The following is a 23727-nucleotide window of genomic DNA, read 5'->3' as shown; positions in this document are numbered from 1 at the left end:
TTCGATACGATCGTGCCATGCGACGTGAACGAGTGGTGGTCCTGGCCCTGGACGGGGTGTACCCCTTCGAGCTGGGCATCCCCAGCCGGATCCTCGGCGCGGCCGACGGCCGGTACGAGGTCCTCACCTGCTCGGTCGACGGCCGTCCGGTACGCACCAATGCGGACTTCGGCGTCACCGTGGAGCACGGCCCCGAGGCCCTGGCCACGGCGGACACGGTGGTGATCGCTCCCGTCGCGCCCGACCGGCTCACCGACGAGGTGCCCGGCGGCGTCCTGGCCGCCCTCACGCTCATCCGCCCCGGCACCCGCATCGTCTCCATCTGCACCGGCGCCTTCGTGCTCGCCGCCGCGGGCCTCCTCGACGGGCGCCGGGCGACTACCCACTGGCAGGTCGCCGACCGCTTCCGGCGCATGTTCCCGCGGGTCGGCCTCGACCCGGACGTGCTCTTCGTCGACGATCACCCGTTCCTCACCTCCGCCGGGGCCGCCTCCGGCGTGGACATCTGCCTGCACCTCGTCCGCAAGGACCACGGCAGCCGCCTCGCCAACAGCGTCGCCCGCCGCTGCGTCGTCCCGCCCTTCCGGGACGGCGGCCAGGCCCAGTACATCGAGCAGCCCGTCCCCGAGCAGGGCGCCGCGAGCACCGCGGCCACCCGCGCCTGGGCGCTGGAGCGCCTCGGTGAACCCCTCACCCTGGCCGACCTCTCCGGCCACGCGCGGATGAGCCGGCGCACCTTCGCCCGCCGCTTCCACGACGAGGTGGGTCTCAGCCCCGGCCGCTGGCTGATCCAGCAGCGCGTGGCGCGGGCCCGGCAGCTGCTGGAGTCCAGCGACCTGACGGTCGATCAGATCGCGGGCCGGGTCGGCTTCGCGACCGGCGCCTCCCTGCGCCAGCACCTGCACACGGCGATCGGTGTCTCCCCGCAGGCCTACCGCCGCACCTTCCAGACCGCGCGCTGACACCGAAGGCGGCAGGCAGGTGCCCCCTCACCTGATACAACGCCAATTCCAGTGACAGCAAAGCCATTTGTCGACCTGTTGCCTTCTCTCGGAGCGTGACGGAACCCTCACGTCCGGAGGGGGTCGAGATTGATCCTTTCGGGTCCAAACCCGATAGGGTTCCGATCGGCGCTGCGAGTTGACGCGATCGCGTCCAGTCGACTCGCGGTGCGTACTCATGAGTGCGATCCACACCCCCCCGTTCGATCGTGTTGCTTCGAAGGATGCAGATGGAACTCGCCACTCCGCCACCGGCGGCGCGGGCCCCTGTCGCCTGGTACAGCTGGTGGTTGATGCCGCTGGGCTTGGGAGGCGGGACCGTTGCCGCCACGTTCATGAGCTCGGATCGAATAACCGCGGCCGTCGCCGGAATCGCGGCGACGGCGGCCGGTGCCGTGTGCGTACGGCTGCTGCTGCGCACCCGGGCCCAACTGCACCGGGCGGAAGGCTCCTTCCGCACCACGCAGGCCGAGCACAACCAGCAGTGGCAGCAGCATGTGGCAGGCCTGGAACGCAAGTTCGCCGCCGAACGCGCCACGCTGGAATCCCAGCTCAACGAACAGAACACGGCCTACGAGCGACGCCTGGCCGAGCAGAGCGCGACGTACGAGAAACAGCTCGCCGACCAGAGCAGCACGTACGAGACGCAGCTCGCCGACCGGTCCCGGGCCTATGAGGAACGGCTGACCGAGCAGGCCACCTCCTACGAGGCGCAGCTCGCCGACCAGGCCGAGGTCTGGCAGGAACAGCTCACCCACCAGCTCGCCGCGGTCGCTCGGCTCGCCGACGAGCAGCTGCCCGACGCGATGGAGAAGCTGCGCGCCGGCGACGCCATCGACGACCTGCTGCCCACGGTCAACCAGTGCGCCAAGGTCAGTTCGGAGCTCCAGGCCGAGCTGCGCAAGCTGCTGCGCACCTCCCTGATCGGCCTGGAGGCGGAGTTCGACCGCTCCACCTCCGCCGAACAGGCCGTGATCAGCATCGGCAACCGCATCCATGTCCTGACCAGCAAACTCCGCGGCCGTCTGCACGAAATGCAGGGCGAGCACGGCCGGCTGCCGGCCGTCGCCCGGGGCCTGATGGAGCTCGACCAGGAGCTCGGCCCCGCCGACTCGCTCGCCGCGAGCATCGGCGTGCTCGGCGGCTCCGACCGGCCCGGCCGGCAGTGGCAGGAGCCGCAGCGGCTGCTGAGCGTGGTGCGCGGCGGCATCGGCCGGATCAAGGACTTCCACCGGATCCAGGTGCGCCACCTGCCCGAACTGGGCGTCGACGGCGGCCTCGTCGACCACCTCACGCTGATCCTGGCCCACCTCCTGGACAACGCGGCCCGCTACTCGCCGCCCACCGAGCCGGTGCTCATCTCAGGCAAGGAGGTCCCCAACGGCGTCGGCATCGAAATCCAGGACTCCGGCAAGGGCCTGAGCGAGGAGAAGAAGCGCGAGGCCGAGCACGCCCTCGCGGGCACCGCGCCCGGCGCGGGCCTCGGCGGCATCACCGAGGACGCCAACATCGGCCTGCGCGTCGTCGGTGGCCTCGCCCGCCGCTACGGCATCCGCGTCACCTTCGCGGACTCGCCGTGGCTCGGAACCTCCGTGGTGGTCGTGGTCCCGCACAAGTACTTCAGCCCGCTGCCCACGGCCGCGACCGCACCGGCCGCGCCCGCCCCCGTCCCGCAGGCGCGCACCGCGACCGCGGCCCCGGCCCGCGAGACGGCCACCGTGCCCCAGCCACGGGCCGCGCAGGCGGAGACCGCGGAGACCACACCCGGCGGACTGCCCCGGCGCCGCAGCAAGCGCAACGAGGCGGAGGCGCCCAGGCCGGCCGAACGGACCGACCGGGGCACCGTCGCCGCCGTTCCGCCGGACGCGTCCTTCTCGGGTCTCGCCGCCTTCGCCACCGCCGGACGCGACGCGGCGGAGGCCTCCGAGCCGGCCGGCGACCGCGACACCCCCGCCGGCCGCGAGTACACCGAGCACCGCACCCAAGAGAGCGACTAGTCCCATGACGCAACAAGGAACAGATGTGAGCTGGGCGCTCCGCGATCTCGTCGAGAGCATCCAGGAGATCCGTTTCGCCCTCGTGGCCTCCAGCGACGGCAAGGCCATCACCTCCTACGGCGCCGAAGACCCCGACGACGTCGACCGCTTCGCGGCCGTGGTGGCCGGCCTGCAGGCCCTGGCCCAGCCGGTCGCCGAGCAGTTCCCCAAGTACGCCGGTCAGCTGCGCCTCGCGATGATCGAGGTGGACGGCGGACACCTCTTCGTCGTGCGCGCGGGCGTGGAGACGTACCTCGGTGTCCTCGCCAGGGAAGGCCTCGACCAGGGCCTGCTCGGGCACCAGATGAGGGACCTGGCCCGCAGGATGGGTGAGCTCCTCGGCACCACTCCGCGCCTGGAGGAGCACTCTGGATGAGTGCTCCCCGCAGACCGTCGGACCCGTCCGGTCTCGAGCGCTACTACGTCCTCACGGGTGGGCGCAGCGGACCGGGCGGTTCGGCGTCGAGCCTCGACGTGGCGACCCTCGTCGTCTCCCGCGCCGCCCCGTTACCGGGCATGCAGCACGAGCACGAGGAGATCCTCCGCCGCTGCCGCGACCCGCTGTCGGTCGCCGAGCTCGGCGCTCACCTCGGGCTCCCCTTCAACATTCTCGCGGTGCTGCTGTCGGACCTGCTGGACGCAGGTCGCGTCGAAGCCCGTAACCCCATCCCGGCGCACGACGCCGGCCGCGGGCCCGACCTCGCGCTCCTTGAGGAGGTACTCAGTGGACTTGAAAGGCTTTGACCAACCCGGAGGCTCGGCCGGGGAGGCCCGCTCGGTGAAGGTGATGATCGCCGGCGGGTTCGGCACCGGGAAGACCACCATGGTCCGGTCGGTCAGCGACATCAAGCCGCTCACCACCGAGGAGACCCTCACCCAGGCCAGTGCCGACGTCGACCACCTCATCGGCGTCGCCGACAAGACGCAGACCACCGTCAGCCTGGACTTCGGCAAGATCGGCATCAACGAGAGCCTGGTGCTGTACCTGTTCGGCACGCCCGGGCAGGAACGGTTCTGGTTCCTGTGGAACGGGCTGTTCAAAGGGGCCCTCGGCGCGGTCGTCCTGGTGGACACGCGCCGCCTGGAGTCCAGTTTCCGGGCGATCGAGGAGATGGAGCGCCTGGAAGTCCCCTTCGTGGTCGCACTGAACGTCTTCCCCGACTCGCGGAACTACCCGGTCGAGGAGATCAGGGACGCCCTGGACATCCCCGAGCACACCCCCGTCGTGGCCTTCGACGCCCGCGACCGGGCCTCCAGCCGGGACGTCCTGGTCGCACTGATCCACCATCTGAAGGAACGCTCGGCCGTGGCCCTGGAGCCCCGATGAACGATTCGACCGACAACTCCCTCCAGGCCGTGCGGGGCTGCCCCGTCGCCCACCACGGGGCTGATCCGGCCCGGCTGTACGGTCCGGAGGCGGCGACCGACCCGGCGGGCATCTACGAGCGGCTGCGCAAGGAGCACGGCTCGGTCGCGCCGGTCCTGCTGGAGGGCGATGTGCCCGCCTGGTTGGTGCTCGGCTACCGCGACAACCGGCGGGTGCTGGACAACCCCCGCCAGTTCAGCCGGGACGCGCGGATCTGGCGGGACTGGCGGGAGGGCCGGATCGAGGAGACCTCGCCGATCATGCCGATGGTCGGCTGGCGCCCCGACTGTGTGTCCCAGGACGGCGAACCGCACCGCAGGCTCCGTGGCGCCGTCACCGACGGGTTGCAGGCGGCGGCCACCCGGGGCATCCGGCGGCACGTCACGTACTTCGCGAACAAACAGATCGACGCATTCGCCGACGCCGGGCGCGCCGACCTCGTGGCCGACTACGCCGAGCAGCTGCCGATGCTCGTGCTCACCAGGATGCTGGGCCTCCCCGCGGCGGATGGGCAACGCCTGATCGAGTCGTGCGCCGAGGTCTTCAAGGGCGGTGAGGGCGCCCTGGAGCACAACGACCGGATCATGCAGATCCTCGCGGAACTCGCCGAGCGCAAGCGGGCCGAGCCGGGCTCCGACTTCGCCACCGCCCTGCTGGAGCACCCGGCCGGCCTCGACCACGACGAGGTCGTCAGCCATCTGCGCCTGGTGCTGATCGCCGCGCACACCACCACCAGCAACCTGCTGGCCCGGGTCCTGCAACGGGTCCTCACCGACTCCGCGCGGCTGTCCGGTCTGGTCAGCGGGGAGCTGAACATCTCCTCGGTGGTGGAAGAGGTCATGTGGGACACCCCGCCGCTGTCCGTGCTGCCGGGCCGGTTCGCAACCGCCGACCTGGAGCTCGGAGGCCATCACGTCCAGGAGGGTGAACTGCTCATCCTGGGCCTGGCCGCCGGCAACCTCGACCCGGAAGTACGGCCCGACTCGGCCGTCGCCGTGCAGGGCAACCAGTCGCACCTGGCGTTCAGCTCCGGACCGCACGAGTGCCCGGGGCAGAACATCGGCCAGTCCATCATCGAGATCGGCGTGGGCGTCCTGCTGCTCCGGCTGCCGGACCTGCGCCTGGCCGTACCGCCGGAGGAACTCGGCTCGACCGCCTCCACGTGGGAGTCCCGGCTGGACAGCCTGCCGGTCGAGTTCGCCGTCCAGGTCCACACCTGACGGACCGTTGCCCGGCCGGTTTCCGGCCGGGCAACGCCGTGCGTGGCGCGGGCGGTGCCGTCAGCCGTCGAGCCAGTCGCCTGCGACACCCGTGGGACGGTATCCCGTGGCGTTCCAAAGGAAATGCGGGTGGGCGCCGCCGAACATGTAGGCGAGCAGGGCGGTGTCCTCCCTGCCGGTCCGAGGGTCGTGCAGGGTGTGGAACTTCTCGGAGCCCACCACCCCGGCGTCCTCCTGGATCTGACGGGCGCGCTCCAGGGACGGTTCGGCGCCGGACGCCTCCACGGCGGCGATGTAGGTGCGGCGAAGGATCTCCCACGCGCTGTCGGTGCTGCCGTGCCAGGGGCCGTGCAGTGCCTCGAAGGCATGCAGCTCCGAGTCGAACAGGGGCCATGCCTGCGGGTGTCGGACCCGGCAGCGCGCGGACAGCTCGGCGGCCCGGGGGCTCAGGCCCGCTGCGGTGCGCCGCGGAGCGATGGTGAGGGTGGTGCCGTGGGTGAGGATGCCGCTGCACGAGTTGGGCTGCAGGTCGCACAGCGGGCAGTCCTCGGCCGGGGGGAGGCCCTGGGTGATGCCGTCGAACCACAGGGCGTGACGGCCCGTGAGCCCCATCCAGACGACGGTGGTGGTCATCAGCCAGGTGTTCCACATCGGGTCGTGCGCCTCGGGCATGCAGCCGTACTTGACGATGGCTATGGCACAGGCGGCGTAGAGCGCCTTGGTGTGGGTGGGCATGTCGGCGAGCCAGAAGTTGCTGATCTCGCCGGTGAGGGCGTCGGCCCGGACGTCGGCCATGTCGTCGATGGCGCGGCACAGCAGCAGGGAGGCGAGGTTCTCCTCCTGCCAGAGTTCGGTGTCGGGCGCGACGTGCCAGAACAGGCAGTCCAGCATCTGCAGGATCGAGTAGGTGCTCTGGCTGAGGGGGTTGGTCTGGGGGAGTACGACGTTGCCCGCCTCGTGCTGCTGGAGCCAGTACTCGTCGACGGACCGCTTGTGGGCCGCGAAGAGGCCGGAGACCAGGGCCCGCGCGCTGTTGGTGCTGAAGTTCTCGGCCAGGCGCTCTTCGACGTGCTGGGTGAGGCGGGTCGTGTCGATGGTGTCGATCACGCGTTTGTACTCGTGGAAGACGAGGATGTCGTCCTCGAAGCGGTGGCGGTGGCCGAGATCTCGCTCGAGGTCGTTCATCTGCCGGGTCCAGGACCAGCCACCGGTGAGGACGCTGTCGAGTTCCCGCCGGTGCGGCCAGTTCTTGACGGTGAGGGGGCGGCCGGCGCTGTGCCGCCAGCGGTAGTCGTCCAGCGTGCGTGCGGGGGGAGCCGGCAGGCGGCGGCACAGAGGGCAGGTGCAGGCGGCCGTCTGCTCCTGCTCGCGCGGCGGGGCGAGTGCCCGGGTCCTCCAGGCCCCCTCCAGCATCATGCAGGTCAGTCTGCACAGCTCGATATCAGTGCTGACCTGCGGGAAGGCCTCTTCTATCACGCGCAGGCCGGCGTCGAGACGCCTCAACCTGGAGTAGCCCTCCTCGTCGGGCGGGAGGAACGCGGGCCGCGCCAGATGCAGGGCACCCTCCACGCGTAGCGCGGTGCCGGAGTCGGCGGATCCGAGTGCGTTCAGCCGCTGCTGGGCGGCGTCCTGGCACCTCCGGTACTCCTCCGTGCTCCCGTTGACGCGTTCCACCAGCAGGCGGGCCAGGGCGGTTCCCGCCTCCGTGGGCTGGAGCCGGCCGCCGGGCTGCGGCCGGAGCGATCTGTCGGCGGACGCCTTCGTAACTGCACCTGCGACTCGAGATTTCACAACGGTCTCCCAAGGAACTGTGGTCATGGCAACGGAATCGGTCGGCCGTGGTCGTGGACCGGCCCGGTCCGGGGATCTTCTGTACGTTCCGCGACGGCCTTGCCGGACGGCCGGACTCAAGCGACCGGCACCGGCTCCTGCTGCGAACGACCGTGCGCTGCGTCGCCCTAGGGGTGCGGGTGGCCGACAGGGGTGTCGAAGGGCAGGTCGAACCGGACGTCCTGAGGCATCTGCTTCCTTTCGGGAGACGGACCGCAGAGCCCCCCGCCCCTGCGAGCGGACGGTGCCATGACCGGCCGCACACTCGAACTCGGCTTCGCAGTCCGAACGTTGAACCGAGAAGCGGTACGAGGCTGCCCAGGGCGTGAACAAGCCATTCCGTGACACTGCCGTGATCTCGGTTACGGTGGAAAGCGCTTGAGCTGCGTATACTCCCTCGTCCCTCACAGGCCGCGGCCTGTCAGCCGGGCCTCCGGCGCACCGGGGCGTCACACTGGTCAGAGTCCGTCCGACGACTCGTCAGGAGGCCGACCGCGATGACGTCCGCACCCGCACGCAGCGCTGAGCAGCGCACGAAGGACACCCTGCGCCGTCTCGAACACGACGTGGACGCCTGGGTCGCCACGGCCGACGGCGCGTCGGGGGCGCCCTACCTCGTCCCGCTGTCGTTCCTCTGGAACGGCTCGTACTTGCTGTTCGCCACACCCGCGTCCAGCCCCACCGGACGGAACCTCGCCGCGTCCGGCCGGGCCCGGGTGGGCATCGGGCCGACTCGTGACGTGGTCATGGTGGAAGGCACGGTGGAGACCGTCCAGCCCGGCGAGCTGACGGAGCAGGACGCCGAACTCTTCGCCGCGAAGACCGGGTTCGACCCCCGCCGGCTCGCCACGCCGTACCTCTACTTCCGCGTCGTGCCGCGGCGGGTGCAGGCCTGGCGGGAGGCCGACGAACTCGACGGCCGTGAACTCATGCGCGACGGACGGTGGTTGAAGGCCGACTGAATCGGCCGGACGGGGATATCCGCAAGGTACGGATCCGCGGGGCACGACCGCCCCGCGGCCGGAATCCTGCGGAGGAGACATGGCACTGGTGAAAGCGGGGGTCCTCGTGCTCGACTGCGCCGAGCCCGAGAAGCTCGCCGTGTTCTACAAGGAACTGCTGGAGGGGGAGGAGTCGGACGCCACCGCCAACCGGGTGGAGATCAAGAGCGCCGACGGCTTCCGGATCGCCCTGCGCCGGGACGTCAACGCGACCCCGCCCAGCTGGCCCCGCCCCGAGAACTCCTTGCAGGCCCACCTGGAGTTCGTGGTGGACGACCTCGACGCGGTGGAACGTCGCGTCATCAGCCTCGGCGGCCGCCCCCTGGAGGCCAAGGAGCCCTCGGGTCCCCTGGAGGAGCGCGGCTACGCCGATCCGGCCGGCCACTCCTTCACCCTGCGCCGCACCGCGCCGACGGCACCCAAGCAGGGCTGAACGACCGGCTCAACGGGCGAGGAAGGTGCTGGCGAGGACCACATGGACGGCCGTGCCGACGAGGATGCTCAGCAGGGCGTTGCGGCGCCACAGGTGCAGCCCGACGGTGACGGCCAGGGCGGCCAGTGGCGCCACCGCGCGGGACTCGGTGACCGGCAGGTCGCGCAGGCAGTAGACGACCAGGATCACCATCACTCCGGCCGGTATGCGCGTACTGAGGTAGCGCACGGTGGCGCTGCCCCGCAGCGGGGCGAGGGCGGCGAAGGGCAGGGCTCGCAGCGCCCAGGTGACGGCAGTGGTGGCGAGGACCGGCACCACGGCGTACTCAGGCATGAGCGGGCTTCCTCACGTCGGCCAGGCGCCGTACCAGCAGCCCGGCGGTGAACGGGGCGAAGGCGGCCAGGAGCAGCTGGTGCGGGACGAGCAGGCCGGCGGCCAGGGCGCTGAGCAGGGCGAGCAGCCCAGTGGGCAGATCACCGCGCAGGTCACGGACCGCGTCCAGGGCGAGGACGGCGAACAGCGCGGTCAGCGCGAAGTCCAGCCCGGTGACGCCGTCCGGGACGAGGGACCCCAGCCGGGCCCCGGCCGCCGGCCACGCCGCCTACGAGGCGTTCCTGATGAACAGGCTCAGCGGCCTGCCCGCCGTGCTGCGCCTCGAATCCCACCTCATCATGAAGACGATCAAGGAGAACGGCTGAGGGCGGGCCGGCCCCGCCCGGCGGCCGCCGGGCGGGGCCGGGCGGCGATCAGTCCCGGCCGCCCTTCTCGCCGACCGGCCAGGTGCCGGTCGAACGCTCGATGGCCTTGGCGCCGGCGCGGTCCACGGCGCTGCGCACCACCGCGAAGATCGCGCCCTGGATGGCGGCGGCCAGGAGGACCTCGCCCCAGCCGCGGTCCTTGTCCAGAGCGTCGGGCGCGTCCTCCTCGTGCCGGATCGCCATCCACGTCTTGCGGAAGGCGAGCCCGGCCAGCCAGCCGCCCGACCAGCCGAGCACGAACCCGAGGGGCTGGTACGCGAGGGACATCTTCTTCTTCTTCTTTGCCACGGCAACTCCTAGAGGGCTGAGGGTGGGTGAAATGGTCAGGGGGTGTGCGCCGCCGGTATCCGCTCCTCGGCGCGGACCGGCCCGGGCGGTGTGCCGTCACCGAACGGCCGGCCGCCCAGCTCCTCGCGGTGGTGCGGGGTCAGCCAGCCGGACAGGTCCGGGCCCAGGGGGACGACGCGGGTCGGGTTGATGCCGGTGTGCACCTGGTAGTAGTGGCGCTTGATGTGGTCGAAGTCGACGGTGTCGCCGAACCCGGGGGTCTGGTACAGGTCGCGGACGTACGCCCACAGCACCTGGTTCTCCGTCAGCTTCCAGCGGTTGCACTTGAAGTGACCGTGGTAGACCGCGTCGAAACGCACCAGCGTGGTGAACAGCCGGATGTCCGCCTCGGTGATCGTGTCCCCGACGAGGTAGCGCTGCCCCTCCAGCCGGTGCGCGAGCAGCTCCAGGCGCCGGAACACACCCGTGCAGGCGGCCTCGTACTCCTCCTGCCCGGTCGCGAACCCCGCCCGGTAGACGCCGTTGTTGACGTCCTCGTAGACGTCCGCCATCACCTCGTCGATCTCGTCGCGCAGCGCGTCCGGGTACAGATCGGGCGCGCCGTCCCGGTGCAGGGCCGTCCACTCGGTCGCGAGGTCGAGGGTGAGCTGCTGGTAGTCGTTGGTCACCAGCCGGCCGCTGGGCACGTCCACGAGCGCCGGCACGCTGACACCACCCGGATAGTCCGACTCGCGGCGGTCGTACGCCTCACTCAGGAAGCGGATGCCGAGGACCGGGTCGCGTCCGTCCTCGTCCAGCGTGAAGCGCCAGCTGCGGTCGTCCTGGATCGGGTCGGCCACCGCCAGGGACAGGGAGTCCTCCAGACCGAGCAGCCGCCGGGAGACCAGCGACCGGCTCGCCCAGGGGCAGGCACGGCTGACGACCAGACGGTAGCGGCCGGCCTCCACCGGCCAGCCGTCCCGGCCGTCCGCGGTGACCCGGTCCGCGAAATGCGCCTTGGACCGTTTGAACGCCCTCCTTCCATAGGCGGTGTTGCCGTCGTCGCCGTCGTCGCGGCTCATGGGAATGACCTCCTTGGCGTACGTGGGCCCTGGTGAACGCGTTCCCCGTTTTCCGCCGACGGCACGGTGTGAGTACCCCCGACCGGGGCAATCGGCGTGGGTGACTGATGAAGGAAGTGATCACAAGACACGCGTCACCGTGCTGGTGGCGCTCGCGGCCAATCTGGTGATCGCGGTGGCCAAGGCCATCGGCGGCCTGGCGGCGGGATCACCCGCGCTGCTGTCCGAGGCCGCCCACTCGGTGGCCGACAGCCTGAACGAGGTGTTCCTGCTCGCGGCGCTGCGCCGCAGCCGCCGCCCCGCCGACCGGCGGCATCCCTTCGGCTACGGCAAGGAGCGGTTCTTCTGGTCGCTCCTCGCGGCCGTCGGGATCTTCGTCATGGGCGGTTGCTTCTCCTTCTTCCAGGGCTTCGAAGCCCTTACGAGCGGTGCGGAGGAGGAACTCGGCGGCTATGTGGCCGGCCTGATCGTGCTCGGAATCGCCCTCCTCGCGGAGGGCGGTTCACTGTTGCGGGCGCTGTACCAGGTGCGCCGGCAGGGCGGCGCGGGCGCCGGGCTGCGCGATCCTGCCCTGCGGACGGTCGTCGCCGAGGACGGCACCGCGGTGCTCGGCGTCACCCTGGCCATCGTGGGCATGGCGCTGCACATGATCACCGGCCAGGTGGTATGGGAGGCCTCGGCCTCGCTCGCGATCGGCGCGCTGCTGGTCTACGTGGCCTTCCGGCTGGGCCGCGAGGCCCGGGACCAGCTGATCGGAGAGGCGGCCGACCCGGAGACGAGCGGGCGGATCCGGGAGCTGCTGCGGGCTCAGCCCGAGATCGACAGCGTGGAAGCGCTGTTCACAATGAAGACCGGACTCGACACCGCCCTGGTGGCGGCCCGCGTCGATCTGGTGCCCGGTCTGGACAGTGAGCGCGTGGAGGAGGTCGCCGTCCGCATCAAGCGGTCCATAGCCCGGACGGTGCCCGAGGCCGACCAGATCTTCCTCGACGTGACCGACCGCCCCGCCCGTGAGGCAGCGGAAAGCCCCGCCGCGACGGGGGAGCGCGGCGGGGCCTGAACCTCGCGTGCCCCGTCGCGGCCGGTTCACACCCACGGGGCGGAAAGTTTTTCGCCGACTGCCCGCGGCGGGCAGCCGGCCCCCCCTCAGCCGCCGTCGGCCGGCTCCAGGACGAACACCGGAATCTCCCGGTCCGTCTTCTTCTGGTAGTCGGCGTACGCCGGGTAGGCCGCGACGGCCCGCTCCCACCAGGCGGCCTTCTCCTCGCCCGTGACCTCACGGGCGGTCATGTCCTGCTTCACCGGCCCGTCCTGGAGCTCCACGTGCGGGTCGGCCAGGATGTTGAAGTACCAGACGGGGTGCTTGGGTGCCCCGCCGAGGGAGGCCACCGCGGCGTAACGCCCCTCGTGCTCGACCCGCATCACCGGCGTCTTGCGCAGCTTGCCGCTCTTGGCGCCCCGTGAGGTCAGGATGACGACCGGCATCTTCGAGCCCTGCAGCGTCGTCCCCTCCGTGCCGCCGGAGCTCTCGTACAGCTCCACCTGGTTGCGCACCCACTGCGTCGGGCTGGGTTCGTACTCGCCTTCCAGAGGCATGGCATCCGTCCCATCGTCGCGTCTGTGGCTCATCGCCACCCGTCGTCAACATCCGTGCCCGCGGGAATCATCCGCACCCCCGGATCCGGCCGGATGCGCGGGATCTCATCCCGGTGCGAGCGCCATCCGCACGGCCAGGGCGGTCATCACCCCGCTCGCCGCAAGGGCCGTCGCCAGCCGCCCTCGCCGGCCGGTCAGCGCCCGGCCCAGCAGCGCTCCGCTCCCTGCCAGCAGCACCTGCCAGCTCGCGGACGCGGCGAAGGCGGCCAGCACGAACACGCCCTGCTCCAGAGGGCCGGCCGGGCCGGTGGCCTGGGAGCCGAGCACGAGGGCCGCGAAGTAGATGACGGTGGTGGGGTTCAGCAGGGTGATGCCCAGCAGGCCCAGGAAGGCCCGGGTGGGACTCGGGGGAGCGGGGGAGGTGCGGGTCGCGAGCCGGTGGCCCCGGTACTCGCGCACGGCGGTGACGGCACCCCACGCCGCCAGCGCGAGCAGTACCAGCACGCAGACCCAGCGCAGCGGCCCGAGCACGGGCCGCAGTGCGGACGCCAGGGCGGTCCCCCCGAGCGTGGCCGCGAGGGCGTAGAGCCCGTCGGCGGTGGCGACGCCGAGCGCGGCGCAGACACCGGTGCGCAGGGAGGTGCGGGCGGTGAGGGAGACGAGGTAGGTCCCGACGGCACCCACGGGGACGGCGATGCCGTACCCGGCGAGCAGCCCCGCGACGAGCGCGGCGGTCATGACCGCGGCGGCGTCGGTCCTCCCCGGCGGCCGGACTGCTGCTGTCGGCGGCCGGCGGGAGCGGCGGCGGACAGCGGCGGGAGAAGGGTGAACGTAGGCATGGCTGGATCCTGGGGCCTGCCCCGCCGGACCGACAACCGGTTTTCGCATCGGCCCCGCCGCACCCGCGGCCCGGGCGAGGAGGCCGGCACCACGACAGGGGGTTGCAACCCCCGGGGCTCGAACAGGAATACGCCATTCCCCGGCCATCTTGGCTCCGTCGGCGACATGGCCGAACTTCGCGTCGCCCTATAGGTGCCTGGGGCATCTAATGAAGATCGGCACGACGCACTACTCGTCTGCGAGGTCTTCATGACGGACACGACCGCACCCGTCGCCTTCCCCCAGAGCAGGACCTGCCCCTACCACCCGCCCGCCGCCTACGACGCGCTGCGCACCGAACGCCCCCTGACCCGCATCACCCTCTTCGACGGCCGCGGGGCCTGGCTGGTCAGCGGGCACGCCACCGCCCGCGCCCTGCTGGCCGACCCGCGCCTGTCGTCCAACCGCGACCGGCCCGGCTTCCCCGTCCCCAACCGGCGCTTCGCCGGGATCCGCAACCGCAGAACGGCCCTGCTGGGCGTCGACGACCCCGAGCACCGCGCCCAGCGGCGGATGGTCGTCGGGGACTTCACCCTCAAGCGCGCCGTCGAGCTCCGGCCACGCATCCAGCAGATCGTGGACGAGCGGCTCGACGCGATGATCGCCGAGGGGCCCGTCGCGGACCTGGTCAGCGCCTTTGCGCTGCCCGTGCCGTCCATGGTCATCTGCGCCCTGCTCGGCGTCCCGTACGCCGACCACGACTTCTTCGAGGCCCAGTCGCGACGGCTGCTGCGCGGCCCGGAGGCCGCTGATGTGCTCGACGCCCGCGACCGGCTGGAGACGTACTTCGGCGAGCTGATCGACCGCAAGCAGCGCGCCCCCGGCACCGGCCTGCTGGACGACCTGGTTCACCGGCAGCTGCGCGAGGGCGACCTCGACCGCGAGGGCCTGATCGCCATGGCCCTCATCCTGCTGGTCGCGGGCCACGAGACGACCGCCAACATGATCTCGCTCGGCACCTTCACCCTGCTCCAGCACCCCGAGAAGCTCGCCGAGCTGCGCGCGGACCCGGACCTGCTGCCGGCCGCGGTCGAGGAGCTGATGCGGCTGCTGTCCATCGCGGACGGCATGCTGCGTCTGGCCGTGGAGGACATCGAGGTGGCGGGGACGACGATCCGTCAGGGCGACGGGGTGGTCTTCGCCACCTCCGTCATCAACCGCGACGAGACGGTCTACCCCGAGCCGGACACGCTCGACTGGAGCCGCCCGGCCCGGCATCACGTCGCGTTCGGCTTCGGTATCCACCAGTGCCTCGGCCAGAACCTCGCCCGCGCCGAGCTGGAGATCGCCCTGCACAGCCTCTTCGCCCGGCTGCCCACCCTGCGCCTGGCCGCCCCGGCCGAGGAGATCCCCTTCAAGCCCGGCGACACGATCCAGGGGATGCTGGAACTCCCCGTGACCTGGTAAGAGGCCTCCGCACATGCACATCGACATCGACAAGGACGTCTGCATCGGCGCGGGCCAGTGCGCCCTGACCGCCCCGGACGTGTTCACCCAGGATGACGACGGCTACAGCGCGCTGCTGCCCGGCGGGGAGAGCAGCGGCAGCCCGCTGTTGCGGGAGGCGGCCCGCGCCTGCCCGGTCAGCGCCATCACCGTGTCCGAGACGGTGGGCTGACCGCGGAGCTCACCCGGTGTCCAGGAGCCGTCGGGCCGCCTCGCGCGCCTCGGCCGCGGGCTCGGCGCTCCCGGTCACACCCGCTGTGACCATGGCCCCCTCGGCCAGCAGGAACAGCTGCCCGGCCAGCGCGCCGGGCAGCCCCGCCGCCGCCACGAGCGAGGCCAGGTACTCCCGGAACGCCCTCTTGTGTGTCCGCACTCGGGCGGCCACGCGTGCCGAGGTGGCCCCCAGCTCGCCGTACGCGTTGAGCCACGCGCAGCCACGGAAACCCGGTTCGCCGAACCACCCCCCGAGCCAGTCGAACACGGCCAGGATCCGCTCCCGCGGCTCCTCGCGGCGCTCGACGTACGCGGCCAGCTCCCCGCGCCAGCGTGCGTCCCGCCGCTCCAGATACGCCTCCACCAGCTGCTCCTTCGCCGGGAACAGCTGGTAGAGCCGCTTGAGCGAGACCCCGGAGGTGCCGCGGACGTCGTCCATGCCGACGGCCTGCACGCCCCGTCCGTAGAACAGCTCCTCGGCGGCGTCCAGCGCCCGCTCCCGGGCCACTGCGCTGTCCATCCCCGACCCTCCTTGACGCGAGAACGAGCGTTCTCCTACGGTAGCAGCCCTGTGGAGAACGCTCGTTCTCCCCTGCTGTCAGGGAGGATTCATGGCCGACCGCCCGCCGCTGCCGCCCTTCACCCGCGAGACCGCCGCGCAGAAGGTGCAGGCCGCCGAGGACGCCTGGAACACCCGCGACCCGCACAAGGTCTCCCTCGCCTACTCGCCGGACTCCGTCTGGCGCAACCGCGGCACCTTCGTCACCGGCCGCGCCGAGATCGCCGAGTTCCTGTCCCGCAAATGGGAACGCGAGCGGGAGTACGCCCTGCGCAAGGACCTGTGGGCGTTCGACGGCAACCGCATCGCCGTCCGCTTCCAGTACGAGTGCCGCGACACCGACGGGCAGTGGTGGCGCTCCTACGGCAACGAACTGTGGGAGTTCGACGAGCACGGCCTGATGACCCGCCGCGAGGCGAGCATCAACGACGTGCGGATCGAGGAGGAGGAGCGCCGGATCCACGGCCCCCGGCCGGAGTCGGAGCGCGGAGCCACGTTCCCGGTCCGGTGAGTCCGGGCGGTCGCTAGGGTTTCCCGATGACCGAACAGGCCGCCCGCACGCCCTTCCTCTACGTCGTCGTCTGCGCCGCAGGCGTCGCCGCGGACGTCAGCAAGCTGATCACCGCCGCTCAGGAACAGGACTGGGAGGTGGGCGTGATCGCGACGCCCGTCGCGATGAACGGCTTCTTCGACACCGCCGCCGTCGAGGCGCAGACGGGCCGCCCCATCCGCTCCGCCTGGCGAACCCCAGGCGAACCCCGCCCCTTTCCGGCGCCCGACGCCGTGGTGGTCGCGCCCGCCACCTTCAACACCGTCAACAAGTGGGCGGCCGGCATCGCCGACACCCTCGCCCTGGGCACCCTCTGCGAGGTCGCGGGGCTCGGGGTGCCGATCGCCGTCCTGCCGTGCGTGGCCGACGCGCTGGCCGCCCACCCCGCCTACCGGGACAGCGTCGGACGCCTGCGGGGGATGGGCGTGCGGTTCGGCGAGCCGTACGCGGGAGAACCCGGGGAGGACGGCGGCCGGCCGGAGTTCGCGTGGAATCGGGCCCTGGACCTGGTCGGACGGGGCTGACGGCCGGACGCCGGCGGCAATGGTGACGGTCCGTCAGGAAGCCCGTACGGCCTGGCCTTCGAGTGCACGCGAACACGTACGCTCCCCCGTGGAATCCCTCCGAAGGCAGGAGCAGCAACGATGCAGTACGTGAAGCTCGGTTCGACGGGCCTGGACGTCTCGCGGATCTGTCTGGGGTGCATGACCTATGGTCTGCCCGACCGCGGCCCGCACGAGTGGACCCTCGACGAGGAGGCCTCGCGCCCGCTGATCCGGCAGGCGGTCGAAGCGGGCGTCACCTTCTTCGACACGGCGAACATGTACTCCGACGGCACCAGCGAGGAGATCGTCGGCCGGGCCCTGCGCGACTTCGCGCGCCGCGACGAGATCGTGCTCGCGACGAAGGTGTACTACCCGATGCGGCCCGGACCGAACGGCGGCGGACTGTCCCGCAAGGCGATCATGACCGAGCTCGACCACAGCCTCACCCGCCTCGGCACCGACTACGTCGACCTCTACCAGATCCACCGCTTCGACCCGCACACCCCGGTCGAGGAGACGATGGAGGCCCTGCACGACGTAGTCAAGGCGGGCAAGGTCCGCTACATCGGGGCGAGTTCGATGTACGCCTGGCAGTTCTCCAAGATGCAGTACACCGCGCGGCTGAACGGCTGGACGGGCTTCGTCACGATGCAGAACCACTACAACCTGATCTACCGCGAGGAGGAGCGCGAGATGCTCCCCCTGTGCGCGGACCAGGGCGTGGGCGTCCTGCCCTGGAGCCCGCTCGCCCGCGGCCGGCTCACCCGGGACTGGGACGCCACGACCGAGCGCAGCGCCACCGACACCTTCGGCAGCAGCCTGTACCAGGAGGGCGACCGCGCCATCGTCGAGGCGGTCACCCGCATCGCCGGGGAGCGGGGCGTCCCACGCGCCCGGATCGCCCTCGCCTGGCTCCTCCACCAGCCCACCGTGACCGCCCCGATCGTCGGCGCCTCCCGGCCCGGGCACCTTCAGGACGCGGTGGCCGCCGTGGAGATCGAGCTCAGCGACAAGGAACTGGAGGAGCTGGAGCGCCCCTACGGTCCCCATCCCGTCGCCGGGCACTGAACGTACGGCTCGCGGCTCAGTGGGGACCCTGCGGCGCGAACTCCGTGCCGCAGGGTCCCGCCCCCTCGCTCTCCGCCAGTTCCACCCTCGTCCCGTTCATCGCCAGCGTCCGGTAGAACCGTCCGATCCGCTCGGCCGACCGCCCCACGTAGTGCCCGATGAAGGACCGGCGGAACCGCTCGGCCGCCCGGTTCGGCTGTGAGCCGTGCACCAGGCTCCCGTTGAAGAACAGGACGTCCCCCGGCGCCATGTCCACCGGCACCGGCGCCAGCCCCGGCGGCGGCGGAACGTACTCCCGGGCGAAGGACACGTCCGAGTCTGCCTGCTCCGGGCAGAACAGGTCCATGCGGTGCGTGCCCGGCACGACCTCCAGCCCGCCGTTCTCCCGGTCGATCACATCGCAGGCCACCCACGCGGCCACACACGTGCCCGGCTCCACCCGCAGGTAGAAGTTGTCCTGGTGCAGCGCCTGTCCCCGGGCCCCCGGCGGCTTGAAGTAGAACATGCTCTGCGCGGCCAGCACCTCCTCCCCGAGGAGCGCCTCCAGCACCGTCCGCAGCCGGGCGTCCAGCAGGACCTCACGCGCCGGGCCGTTGATCTCGTGCGGGTGCATGACCCGCGGCCAGACGTGCAGCGGGTCGGCGCCCGGCCCCTCCTCGGCGCGCGGCTCGAAGTGCCCGGGCACCGGACCGGCCGCCCGCAGCGCCGCGAACTCGCCGCACAGCCGCTCGATCTCGTCGGCCCCGAAGAGCCCGCGCACCACCGTGAAACCGTCCTCCTCGAAGCCCTCCCGGTATCGCCGGAGCCCGGCGGGGTCCAGGATGGGAGCACCGGCGGCGCTGTTGCCCGTGACTGTCATGAACGCACTCCTCGGTCAGCTGTCGTCAGGTGCCGTCGGTACGGAACGCTAGGCCCCACAGCCGCCCAGGAGGATGCCCGTGCGTGCTGACGGATTGCCCACGGCTGCTGGGAACGGTGACACCGACGGCTCCGGGGACACCGACGGCTCCAGGGACGCCGGCGATCCCGCCCCGCCGCCCGGTCTGGTGGTGCTCGGCCACTTCGACCAGAGCCCCGGCTACGGCGTCAGCCGACCGTACGGATCGGCGAGCTGGCTCTTCACCTGGACCACCGCGGGCCGGGGGCGGCTGTGGCAGGGCGGTGCGCGGACCTCGGCCGGGCCCGGCGCACTGGTCGTCCTCGCCCCGGGCGTCCCGCACGGCTACGCCGTCGAGCAAGGCGTCCGGCACTGGCGGTTCTGGTGGGCGCACTGCCAGGCCCGCCCGTCCTGGGCCGCGTTGCTGCGGCCGTACGACGCCGGGGACGGGATGTACGTCGTCACCTCCGCCCCGGCCGGTGTGCACGGCCGCGTCGAGACGGCGTTCCGGCGGATGCACGCCGACGCCCGCTGGACCGGCACCGAGGCTCCGCCCGGCGTGGCACCACCGGACGGGCAGGTCGCCGTGGCGCACGGCAGCGTGGCCCGCGAACTGGCCCTGTGCGCACTGGAGGAGATCGTCCTCCTCACCACCGCCGGTTCCCGGCCGACGGAGCCCCGGCCCGGCCTCGACGCACGGATCCGCCGCGCCCGGGAGCTGATCGACGCCGACCCGGGCGCCCCGCACACCGTCCGGTCGCTCGCCGGTGACGTCGCGCTGTCGCCGTCCCGCTTCGCCCATCTGTTCAGCCGGCAGGTCGGGCAGTCGCCCATGCGGGCCCTGCGCGAGGCGCGGCTGCGGCACGCCGCCCGGCTGCTGGAGAGCACCGACCTGCCGGTGGAACGCGTCGCCGCGGCCTCGGGGTTCGCCAGCCCGTTCCACTTCAACCGCGCCTTTCGCGAGCGCTACGGAGCACCCCCCGGGGCCTACCGCACGAGGCACGGCGAGCCGCCCGCCTGAGCACCACCACCTGGGCACCGCTATTGGTTCCCGGACCGTCTGCGAAAGGCAGGGACCGGGAAGGCGGCCGGCGGTGTGAGCTGCTGTGCAGGCGGTGGCTCAATGGTTTCCGGACGGCCTCCGGAGGCGGGCAAATGCACGGCGCCAAAGGGGGCAGACACCAAGGAAATGCCTTTCGCTCCACTGATTGACATCTTGTCAAAAGGCCCTGGCGGCGCACGCAATGCACGAAACGGCCGGATCCCTTGTTCCCTGTCGCTGACCTGTGCAAAGGTGTGCCCTGTCGGCGTGCCCACATCACGCCTTTCTTTCGTATGCGCGAGGCCGACGAGCCGGCATACCCCTTGGTATGGACTTTATCCCGCATGTCCTTGAGAGGAATGCAGCTTTGAAAGACGCAGGCCCGTCGAATTCCCCGGCCCCGGCCCGCGGCTTCGGCCCGACGGACGAGCAACTGAGCGCGGAGCTCAGGAAGTGGACCGGGGCGACGCCCGCACTCCACCCCGTCGGCGAACTGCTGGACCGGCACTGGGAGGCGGCCTTCGGCTACGCCCGGCTGTGCACCGACGGCCCGCGCTCCGCGGGAATCCTCACCACTGCCGCTTTCACCCGGCTCTTCGGAGAAACCCTCCGCCAGAACGGCCCGACCTCCGCATGGCGGTCCCACCTGCTCGTCACCGTGCGGCGCATCGCGGCCGAGTGGGCCGGTGACCACAGAGTCGGCATGCTCCACCCGGAGCTGCTCAGCGGCACCGGCGAGGGGGAGCGCCCCGCCGCCCGGCTGCTGCCCTCGCAGCGGCGGCGCCTGCTGTCCGGGGCCTTCCAGCGCCTGCCCCAGTCCGCCCGCTGCCTGCTGTGGCACGTCGAGGTCGAGGCCGAACCCCTCACCTCTCCGGCCGGATTGCTGGGCCTGGACGAGGAGGGCGCGCGCGTCGAACTGGGCCGGGCCCGGGACCGGCTGCGCGAGGAATGCCTCCAACTGCACCGCGAGACCGCCCCCGACGAGGAGTGCCGGCGCTATCTGCGCCTGCTCGACGTGACGTACCGGCGCGGGGGCCTCGCCCTCGACCCCGATCTACGCGCGCATATCGAGGGCTGCGGGCACTGCGACGCCGCAGCCGACCAGCTCGACCAGTTCAACCACGGCCTCGGCGCCGCCCTCTCGGAGGCGGTGCTGGGCTGGGGCGGGCGGGCGTACGCGCAGAGCCGGGCGCACGAGGCGGGGGAGGGCGCCGGGAGCGGGCGTCCCAGGGAGCGGGGGCGGCCCGGGGGAGCGGCCGGTTCGGCCGCCGCCGCGACCCCGGCCGCCGCGGCACGTGAGCTGTTCCCGGACCCGGTGGCCCTGGCGCGCGAGGTCTTCCCCGACCCGGCCGGGATGGCGTACGAGATCATTCCGGACCCGGTCCGGCCGGCACGTGAGTCCTTCCCCGAGCCGGCCCGTGAGCGGCGCGAGCTCTTTCCGGATCCCGTCCGGGCCGAGCGTGCGCCTTTCCCTGGGCCGACCGGGGAGGGGCGCGGGGCCTTCCCGGACCCGGTCGCCCTCGCCGGCACCGTCGGGGAGTCGTTCACCGACCCGGGCGGCCCGGCGCCCGTGCCGCCCCCTCCCGCGGCGGCGGGCACACCCCTCGACAGGGACCGCGCTCCGGGCACGACCGGCGAGGGTCCCTCCGCACCGCCGTCCGTCACCGTCTCCGCAATCCCGGGCCCCCGGACCGCGGCGCGAAGATCCGCCCACCGGACGGCCCGCCGTGCCGCCCGGCGGCGCAACCTCACCGCGGGCATCCTGACGGTCAGCGGCCTCGTCGTCCTGCCGCTGGTCCTGTGGTCCACCGGCAACGGCGGCGACGGCGCCCCGGCCGGTACCGACCGGCCCTCCGGGCAAGCACCCGACTCCGAGGCGGGCGGGGCGACCACCGACCCGTCCTGGGCCGGGGCGGACGAGGCCGCGAAGGGCGCCCTGCGCGGGCGGCTGCACAACGTCGCCTCGGGCCTGTGCGTGGGCATCGACGGCGAGAAGGCCGTCGAGGACGGCGAGGCCGGACTCACGACCTGCTCCGCGGACGCCGCCCAGCAGTGGACCTACGAGACCGACGGACTGCTGCGCAACGGCGCCGCCCCCGACCTGTGCCTGGACTCGCGGCTGGGCTACTCGGTGCGGCTGGCCCCCTGCGCGGGCGCGTCCCGGCCGGACCCGAAGAACATCCGCTACGACTTCACCCTCCAGGGCGCCCTCGTACCCCGCTGGGACCAGGACCTCGCCCTGGCCCCGGCCGCGACCAACGGCTCGGGGGCCCTGGTCCTCAAGGCCCGGACGGACGACGAGGCCCAGCGCTGGGTGATCGACACCTCCAAGGCCGACCTCCGGATGGAGGCCGTCAACTGGCACGCGGCCGTCCCGGCCCAGCGCCCCACGCCCACGCCGGCCCCCACCCTGTCGAAGACGCCCGAGCCCTCGCCGACGCCGTCCGCGACCTCCCCGGCCCCGAAGCCGGCGCCGAGCAGCCCCGCCGCCACCGGATCACCCTGCGACCGCTACGGCTACTACTGCGACGCGGACGGCCGGTACGGCAACCCGGGAGACGGCTACCCCGGCTACGGATACGGCCCCGGTGGCTACGGCTACGGGGGCTATGGCTATGGCGGCAACGGCGGAGACGCCCGCCGCTGACCGGGCGTGCGCTCAGGCCCCGATCACCGTCAGGGACAGCCACAGGGCCACCACGGCCGGCACCAGCGCGGCCGGTACGGCCAGCAGTCCGAGCCGGGTGAACTCCCCGAGCCCGACCCGGTGCCCGTGCTGCTGCACGATCCGCCGCCACAGCAGGGTCGCCAGTGACCCGGCGTAGGTCAGGTTGGGGCCGATGTTCACGCCGAGCAGTACCGCCAGCACGGCGCCGGGACCGGCCCCGGCGGTCAGGGGCAGCAGCACCAGCACCGCGGGCAGGTTGTTGATGAGGTTCGCCAGGACGGCGGCCAGTGCGGCCACGCCCAGCAGCGTGAGCAGCCCCGACCCGTCGGGCAGCACACGCCGCAGCGCGTCGGCGAGCCCGTGGTCGACGACTGCGCGCACCACGACGCCGAGCGCGAGCACGAACGCGAGGAAGGCCGGGGAGGCGGACCGCACCACCGTCAGCGGCGTCGCCCGCCGCCGGAGCAGTGCCCGGCCGGCCAGCACCAGCGCACCGGCCGTCGCGGCCCAGGCCGGCTCGATCCCCACGGCGGAGGCCACCACGAACCCGGCGAGCGTGCAGCCGACCGTCACGAGGGCGAACAGCGGCAGCGGCTCGGGACGCCGCTCGGGGCCGGGGGAGGGGAGCGGCGCGGCCAGTTCGTCGTCGAAGAAGCGCCGGAACACCAGGTACTCGGCGGCGATCGCGACCAGCCAGGGCAGTGCCATCAGGGCCGCGAAGCGGGTGAAGCTCAGCCCGCTGGCGGTGAAGGCCAGCAGATTGGTCAGGTTGGAGACCGGCAGCAGCAGTGAGGCGGTGTTCGACAGGTGGGCGCACGCGTACAGGTGCGGCCGGGCCCGGACGCCCATCCGGGTGGCGGTGGCGAGCACCACCGGGGTCAGCAGGACGACGGTCGCGTCCAGGCTGAGCACGGCCGTGATGACGGACGCCAGCGCGAACACCGCGGTGAGCAGCCGGGTGGGGCGTCCGGCGGCCCAGCGGGCCATCCACGCCCCGCACGCCGTGAACAGCCCCTCGACGTCGCAGAAGTGGGCGAGTACCAGCACGGCCGCGAGGAAGCCGACCACCGGCCCCAGCCGCTGGACCTCCTCCCAGGCGTGCTCCGGCGAGATCACGCCGAGGGCGAGGGCGAGCCCTGCGGCCGGCACCGCCAGCACGGCCTCGGGCAGGCCCTTCGGGCGGGCGACGGCCCAGACCAGCACGGCGGCCAGCAGCGTCACGGACAGGACTTCGGCGAGCGGGGTGTTCAGGGCGGGTCCTCCGGGACGCGATCAGGTCGTGCCCGCACA

At 72.3% G+C, this 23727-nt stretch carries 26 protein-coding genes; 17 read left to right on the top strand and 9 right to left on the bottom strand.

The window, feature by feature from the left end; all coding sequences use genetic code 11:
* Positions 1-17: 17 nt before the first annotated feature.
* From OO68_RS13605 to OO68_RS13580, 6 genes are all read left to right on the top strand, one after another.
* Entirely contained in the window at positions 18-962 is a 945-nt protein-coding gene (locus tag OO68_RS13605) for a GlxA family transcriptional regulator (protein ID WP_033308584.1), read from the top strand.
* Positions 963-1231: 269 nt separating this feature from the next.
* Positions 1232-2998, top strand: a complete 1767-nt coding sequence (locus OO68_RS13600; protein WP_033308583.1) for an ATP-binding protein — start codon at positions 1232-1234, stop codon at positions 2996-2998.
* Between the two features lie 4 nt (positions 2999-3002).
* Positions 3003-3413, top strand: a complete 411-nt coding sequence (locus OO68_RS13595) for a roadblock/LC7 domain-containing protein (protein ID WP_003994857.1) — start codon at positions 3003-3005, stop codon at positions 3411-3413.
* On the top strand, positions 3410-3781 hold the full coding sequence (locus OO68_RS13590) for a DUF742 domain-containing protein (RefSeq protein WP_033308582.1): 372 nt from the start codon (positions 3410-3412) through the stop codon (positions 3779-3781). Before OO68_RS13595 ends, OO68_RS13590 begins: the two co-directional genes overlap by 4 nt.
* Complete coding sequence (locus tag OO68_RS13585; RefSeq protein WP_033308581.1) at positions 3762-4364, top strand: GTP-binding protein; 603 nt, start codon at positions 3762-3764, stop codon at positions 4362-4364. Before OO68_RS13590 ends, OO68_RS13585 begins: the two co-directional genes overlap by 20 nt.
* Positions 4361-5623 carry a cytochrome P450 gene (locus tag OO68_RS13580; RefSeq protein WP_033308580.1) on the top strand — a complete coding sequence of 421 codons (1263 nt, stop codon included), beginning with the start codon at positions 4361-4363 and terminating at the stop codon, positions 5621-5623. The genes OO68_RS13585 and OO68_RS13580 overlap by 4 nt, the downstream gene beginning before the upstream one ends.
* Before the next feature lie 60 nt (positions 5624-5683).
* On the opposite strand, the gene OO68_RS13575 is transcribed toward OO68_RS13580, so the two are convergent.
* Complete coding sequence (locus OO68_RS13575; protein WP_245236967.1) at positions 5684-7414, bottom strand: hypothetical protein; 1731 nt, start codon at positions 7412-7414, stop codon at positions 5684-5686.
* Between the two features lie 536 nt (positions 7415-7950).
* Here OO68_RS13575 and OO68_RS13570 point away from each other — a divergent pair.
* Together OO68_RS13570 and OO68_RS13565 are read left to right on the top strand one after the other, a co-directional pair.
* Positions 7951-8415, top strand: a complete 465-nt coding sequence (locus tag OO68_RS13570; protein ID WP_033308579.1) for a pyridoxamine 5'-phosphate oxidase family protein — start codon at positions 7951-7953, stop codon at positions 8413-8415.
* A 79-nt stretch (positions 8416-8494) separates the two neighbouring features.
* Positions 8495-8887, top strand: coding sequence for a VOC family protein (locus OO68_RS13565; protein WP_030845174.1), 393 nt, complete (start codon positions 8495-8497; stop codon positions 8885-8887).
* Between the two features lie 9 nt (positions 8888-8896).
* Here the strand turns inward: OO68_RS13565 and OO68_RS13560 are convergent, their stop codons facing one another.
* Positions 8897-9220 (bottom strand): branched-chain amino acid transporter permease, encoded by a 324-nt coding sequence (locus tag OO68_RS13560; RefSeq protein WP_033308578.1) that lies wholly within the window; start codon positions 9218-9220, stop codon positions 8897-8899.
* Positions 9221-9432: 212 nt separating this feature from the next.
* On the opposite strand from OO68_RS13560, the gene OO68_RS43975 reads away from it, so the two are divergent.
* Positions 9433-9585 carry an Lrp/AsnC ligand binding domain-containing protein gene (locus tag OO68_RS43975; RefSeq protein ID WP_209442577.1) on the top strand — a complete coding sequence of 51 codons (153 nt, stop codon included), beginning with the start codon at positions 9433-9435 and terminating at the stop codon, positions 9583-9585.
* 48 nt (positions 9586-9633) lie between these two features.
* Here the strand turns inward: OO68_RS43975 and OO68_RS13555 are convergent, their stop codons facing one another.
* Both OO68_RS13555 and OO68_RS13550 read right to left on the bottom strand, forming a co-directional pair.
* Positions 9634-9912: a DUF4235 domain-containing protein gene (locus OO68_RS13555; RefSeq protein WP_033308717.1), complete on the bottom strand. Its 279-nt coding sequence runs from the start codon at positions 9910-9912 to the stop codon at positions 9634-9636.
* 56 nt (positions 9913-9968) lie between these two features.
* Positions 9969-10994 carry a glutathione S-transferase family protein gene (locus OO68_RS13550; protein WP_033308577.1) on the bottom strand — a complete coding sequence of 342 codons (1026 nt, stop codon included), beginning with the start codon at positions 10992-10994 and terminating at the stop codon, positions 9969-9971.
* Between the two features lie 139 nt (positions 10995-11133).
* Here OO68_RS13550 and OO68_RS13545 point away from each other — a divergent pair, with 139 nt between their 5' ends.
* Positions 11134-12054, top strand: a complete 921-nt coding sequence (locus tag OO68_RS13545) for a cation diffusion facilitator family transporter (protein ID WP_033308576.1) — start codon at positions 11134-11136, stop codon at positions 12052-12054.
* A gap of 86 nt (positions 12055-12140) precedes the next feature.
* Here the strand turns inward: OO68_RS13545 and OO68_RS13540 are convergent, their stop codons facing one another.
* Both OO68_RS13540 and OO68_RS13535 read right to left on the bottom strand, forming a co-directional pair.
* The gene (locus OO68_RS13540) at positions 12141-12590 is read right to left on the bottom strand and encodes a nitroreductase family deazaflavin-dependent oxidoreductase (RefSeq protein WP_033308575.1); all 450 of its coding nucleotides are present in this window, start codon (positions 12588-12590) and stop codon (positions 12141-12143) included.
* A 105-nt stretch (positions 12591-12695) separates the two neighbouring features.
* Positions 12696-13328: a LysE/ArgO family amino acid transporter gene (locus OO68_RS13535; protein WP_033308574.1), complete on the bottom strand. Its 633-nt coding sequence runs from the start codon at positions 13326-13328 to the stop codon at positions 12696-12698.
* A gap of 351 nt (positions 13329-13679) precedes the next feature.
* Here OO68_RS13535 and OO68_RS13530 point away from each other — a divergent pair, with 351 nt between their 5' ends.
* Together OO68_RS13530 and OO68_RS13525 are read left to right on the top strand one after the other, a co-directional pair.
* Positions 13680-14876 (top strand): cytochrome P450, encoded by a 1197-nt coding sequence (locus OO68_RS13530; RefSeq protein WP_033308573.1) that lies wholly within the window; start codon positions 13680-13682, stop codon positions 14874-14876.
* A gap of 13 nt (positions 14877-14889) precedes the next feature.
* Positions 14890-15087, top strand: coding sequence for a ferredoxin (locus OO68_RS13525; RefSeq protein ID WP_033308572.1), 198 nt, complete (start codon positions 14890-14892; stop codon positions 15085-15087).
* A 9-nt stretch (positions 15088-15096) separates the two neighbouring features.
* On the opposite strand, the gene OO68_RS13520 is transcribed toward OO68_RS13525, so the two are convergent.
* Positions 15097-15648: a TetR/AcrR family transcriptional regulator gene (locus OO68_RS13520; RefSeq protein ID WP_033308571.1), complete on the bottom strand. Its 552-nt coding sequence runs from the start codon at positions 15646-15648 to the stop codon at positions 15097-15099.
* A 91-nt stretch (positions 15649-15739) separates the two neighbouring features.
* On the opposite strand from OO68_RS13520, the gene OO68_RS13515 reads away from it, so the two are divergent.
* The 3 genes from OO68_RS13515 (at position 15740) to OO68_RS13505 (ending at position 17850) form a co-directional block, all read left to right on the top strand.
* Positions 15740-16198, top strand: coding sequence for a nuclear transport factor 2 family protein (locus tag OO68_RS13515; RefSeq protein WP_033308570.1), 459 nt, complete (start codon positions 15740-15742; stop codon positions 16196-16198).
* Between the two features lie 26 nt (positions 16199-16224).
* A complete protein-coding gene (locus tag OO68_RS13510) occupies positions 16225-16761 on the top strand; it encodes a flavoprotein (protein WP_033308569.1) in 537 nt (178 codons plus the stop codon).
* A 120-nt stretch (positions 16762-16881) separates the two neighbouring features.
* Positions 16882-17850 (top strand): aldo/keto reductase, encoded by a 969-nt coding sequence (locus tag OO68_RS13505; protein ID WP_033308568.1) that lies wholly within the window; start codon positions 16882-16884, stop codon positions 17848-17850.
* A gap of 16 nt (positions 17851-17866) precedes the next feature.
* Here the strand turns inward: OO68_RS13505 and OO68_RS13500 are convergent, their stop codons facing one another.
* Positions 17867-18709, bottom strand: coding sequence for a phytanoyl-CoA dioxygenase family protein (locus OO68_RS13500; protein WP_033308567.1), 843 nt, complete (start codon positions 18707-18709; stop codon positions 17867-17869).
* A gap of 73 nt (positions 18710-18782) precedes the next feature.
* Here OO68_RS13500 and OO68_RS13495 point away from each other — a divergent pair, with 73 nt between their 5' ends.
* Together OO68_RS13495 and OO68_RS13490 are read left to right on the top strand one after the other, a co-directional pair.
* Positions 18783-19748 carry a helix-turn-helix domain-containing protein gene (locus OO68_RS13495; RefSeq protein WP_078625285.1) on the top strand — a complete coding sequence of 322 codons (966 nt, stop codon included), beginning with the start codon at positions 18783-18785 and terminating at the stop codon, positions 19746-19748.
* A 388-nt stretch (positions 19749-20136) separates the two neighbouring features.
* Positions 20137-22416: a ricin-type beta-trefoil lectin domain protein gene (locus OO68_RS13490; RefSeq protein ID WP_033308566.1), complete on the top strand. Its 2280-nt coding sequence runs from the start codon at positions 20137-20139 to the stop codon at positions 22414-22416.
* Positions 22417-22428: 12 nt separating this feature from the next.
* Here OO68_RS13490 and OO68_RS13485 read toward each other — a convergent pair whose 3' ends face one another.
* Positions 22429-23688: an arsenic transporter gene (locus OO68_RS13485; protein WP_033308565.1), complete on the bottom strand. Its 1260-nt coding sequence runs from the start codon at positions 23686-23688 to the stop codon at positions 22429-22431.
* Positions 23689-23727 lie beyond the last annotated feature (39 nt).

The sequence above is a fragment of the Streptomyces iakyrus genome (assembly GCF_000717055.1).
Lineage (GTDB): Bacteria > Actinomycetota > Actinomycetes > Streptomycetales > Streptomycetaceae > Streptomyces > Streptomyces iakyrus.
The sequence above is the reverse complement of the archived record's forward strand: the minus strand, read 5'-3'. Positions and strand labels throughout refer to the sequence as shown.

Excerpts from the sequence above, each read along its gene's own strand:
- OO68_RS13605 (WP_033308584.1), top strand. The coding sequence starts at position 18 with ATGCGACGTGAACGAGTGGTGGTCCTGGCCCTGGACGGGGTGTACCCC.
- OO68_RS13600 (WP_033308583.1), top strand. The coding sequence starts at position 1,232 with ATGGAACTCGCCACTCCGCCACCGGCGGCGCGGGCCCCTGTCGCCTGG.
- OO68_RS13595 (WP_003994857.1), top strand. The coding sequence starts at position 3,003 with ATGACGCAACAAGGAACAGATGTGAGCTGGGCGCTCCGCGATCTCGTC.
- OO68_RS13590 (WP_033308582.1), top strand. The coding sequence starts at position 3,410 with ATGAGTGCTCCCCGCAGACCGTCGGACCCGTCCGGTCTCGAGCGCTAC.
- OO68_RS13580 (WP_033308580.1), top strand. The coding sequence starts at position 4,361 with ATGAACGATTCGACCGACAACTCCCTCCAGGCCGTGCGGGGCTGCCCC.
- OO68_RS13570 (WP_033308579.1), top strand. The coding sequence starts at position 7,951 with ATGACGTCCGCACCCGCACGCAGCGCTGAGCAGCGCACGAAGGACACC.
- OO68_RS13565 (WP_030845174.1), top strand. The coding sequence starts at position 8,495 with ATGGCACTGGTGAAAGCGGGGGTCCTCGTGCTCGACTGCGCCGAGCCC.
- OO68_RS13560 (WP_033308578.1), bottom strand. The coding sequence starts at position 9,220 with ATGCCTGAGTACGCCGTGGTGCCGGTCCTCGCCACCACTGCCGTCACC.
- OO68_RS13555 (WP_033308717.1), bottom strand. The coding sequence starts at position 9,912 with ATGTCCCTCGCGTACCAGCCCCTCGGGTTCGTGCTCGGCTGGTCGGGC.
- OO68_RS13550 (WP_033308577.1), bottom strand. The coding sequence starts at position 10,994 with ATGAGCCGCGACGACGGCGACGACGGCAACACCGCCTATGGAAGGAGG.
- OO68_RS13540 (WP_033308575.1), bottom strand. The coding sequence starts at position 12,590 with ATGCCTCTGGAAGGCGAGTACGAACCCAGCCCGACGCAGTGGGTGCGC.
- OO68_RS13535 (WP_033308574.1), bottom strand. The coding sequence starts at position 13,328 with ATGACCGCCGCGCTCGTCGCGGGGCTGCTCGCCGGGTACGGCATCGCC.
- OO68_RS13530 (WP_033308573.1), top strand. The coding sequence starts at position 13,680 with ATGACGGACACGACCGCACCCGTCGCCTTCCCCCAGAGCAGGACCTGC.
- OO68_RS13525 (WP_033308572.1), top strand. The coding sequence starts at position 14,890 with ATGCACATCGACATCGACAAGGACGTCTGCATCGGCGCGGGCCAGTGC.
- OO68_RS13520 (WP_033308571.1), bottom strand. The coding sequence starts at position 15,648 with ATGGACAGCGCAGTGGCCCGGGAGCGGGCGCTGGACGCCGCCGAGGAG.
- OO68_RS13515 (WP_033308570.1), top strand. The coding sequence starts at position 15,740 with ATGGCCGACCGCCCGCCGCTGCCGCCCTTCACCCGCGAGACCGCCGCG.
- OO68_RS13510 (WP_033308569.1), top strand. The coding sequence starts at position 16,225 with ATGACCGAACAGGCCGCCCGCACGCCCTTCCTCTACGTCGTCGTCTGC.
- OO68_RS13505 (WP_033308568.1), top strand. The coding sequence starts at position 16,882 with ATGCAGTACGTGAAGCTCGGTTCGACGGGCCTGGACGTCTCGCGGATC.
- OO68_RS13500 (WP_033308567.1), bottom strand. The coding sequence starts at position 18,709 with ATGACAGTCACGGGCAACAGCGCCGCCGGTGCTCCCATCCTGGACCCC.
- OO68_RS13495 (WP_078625285.1), top strand. The coding sequence starts at position 18,783 with ATGCCCGTGCGTGCTGACGGATTGCCCACGGCTGCTGGGAACGGTGAC.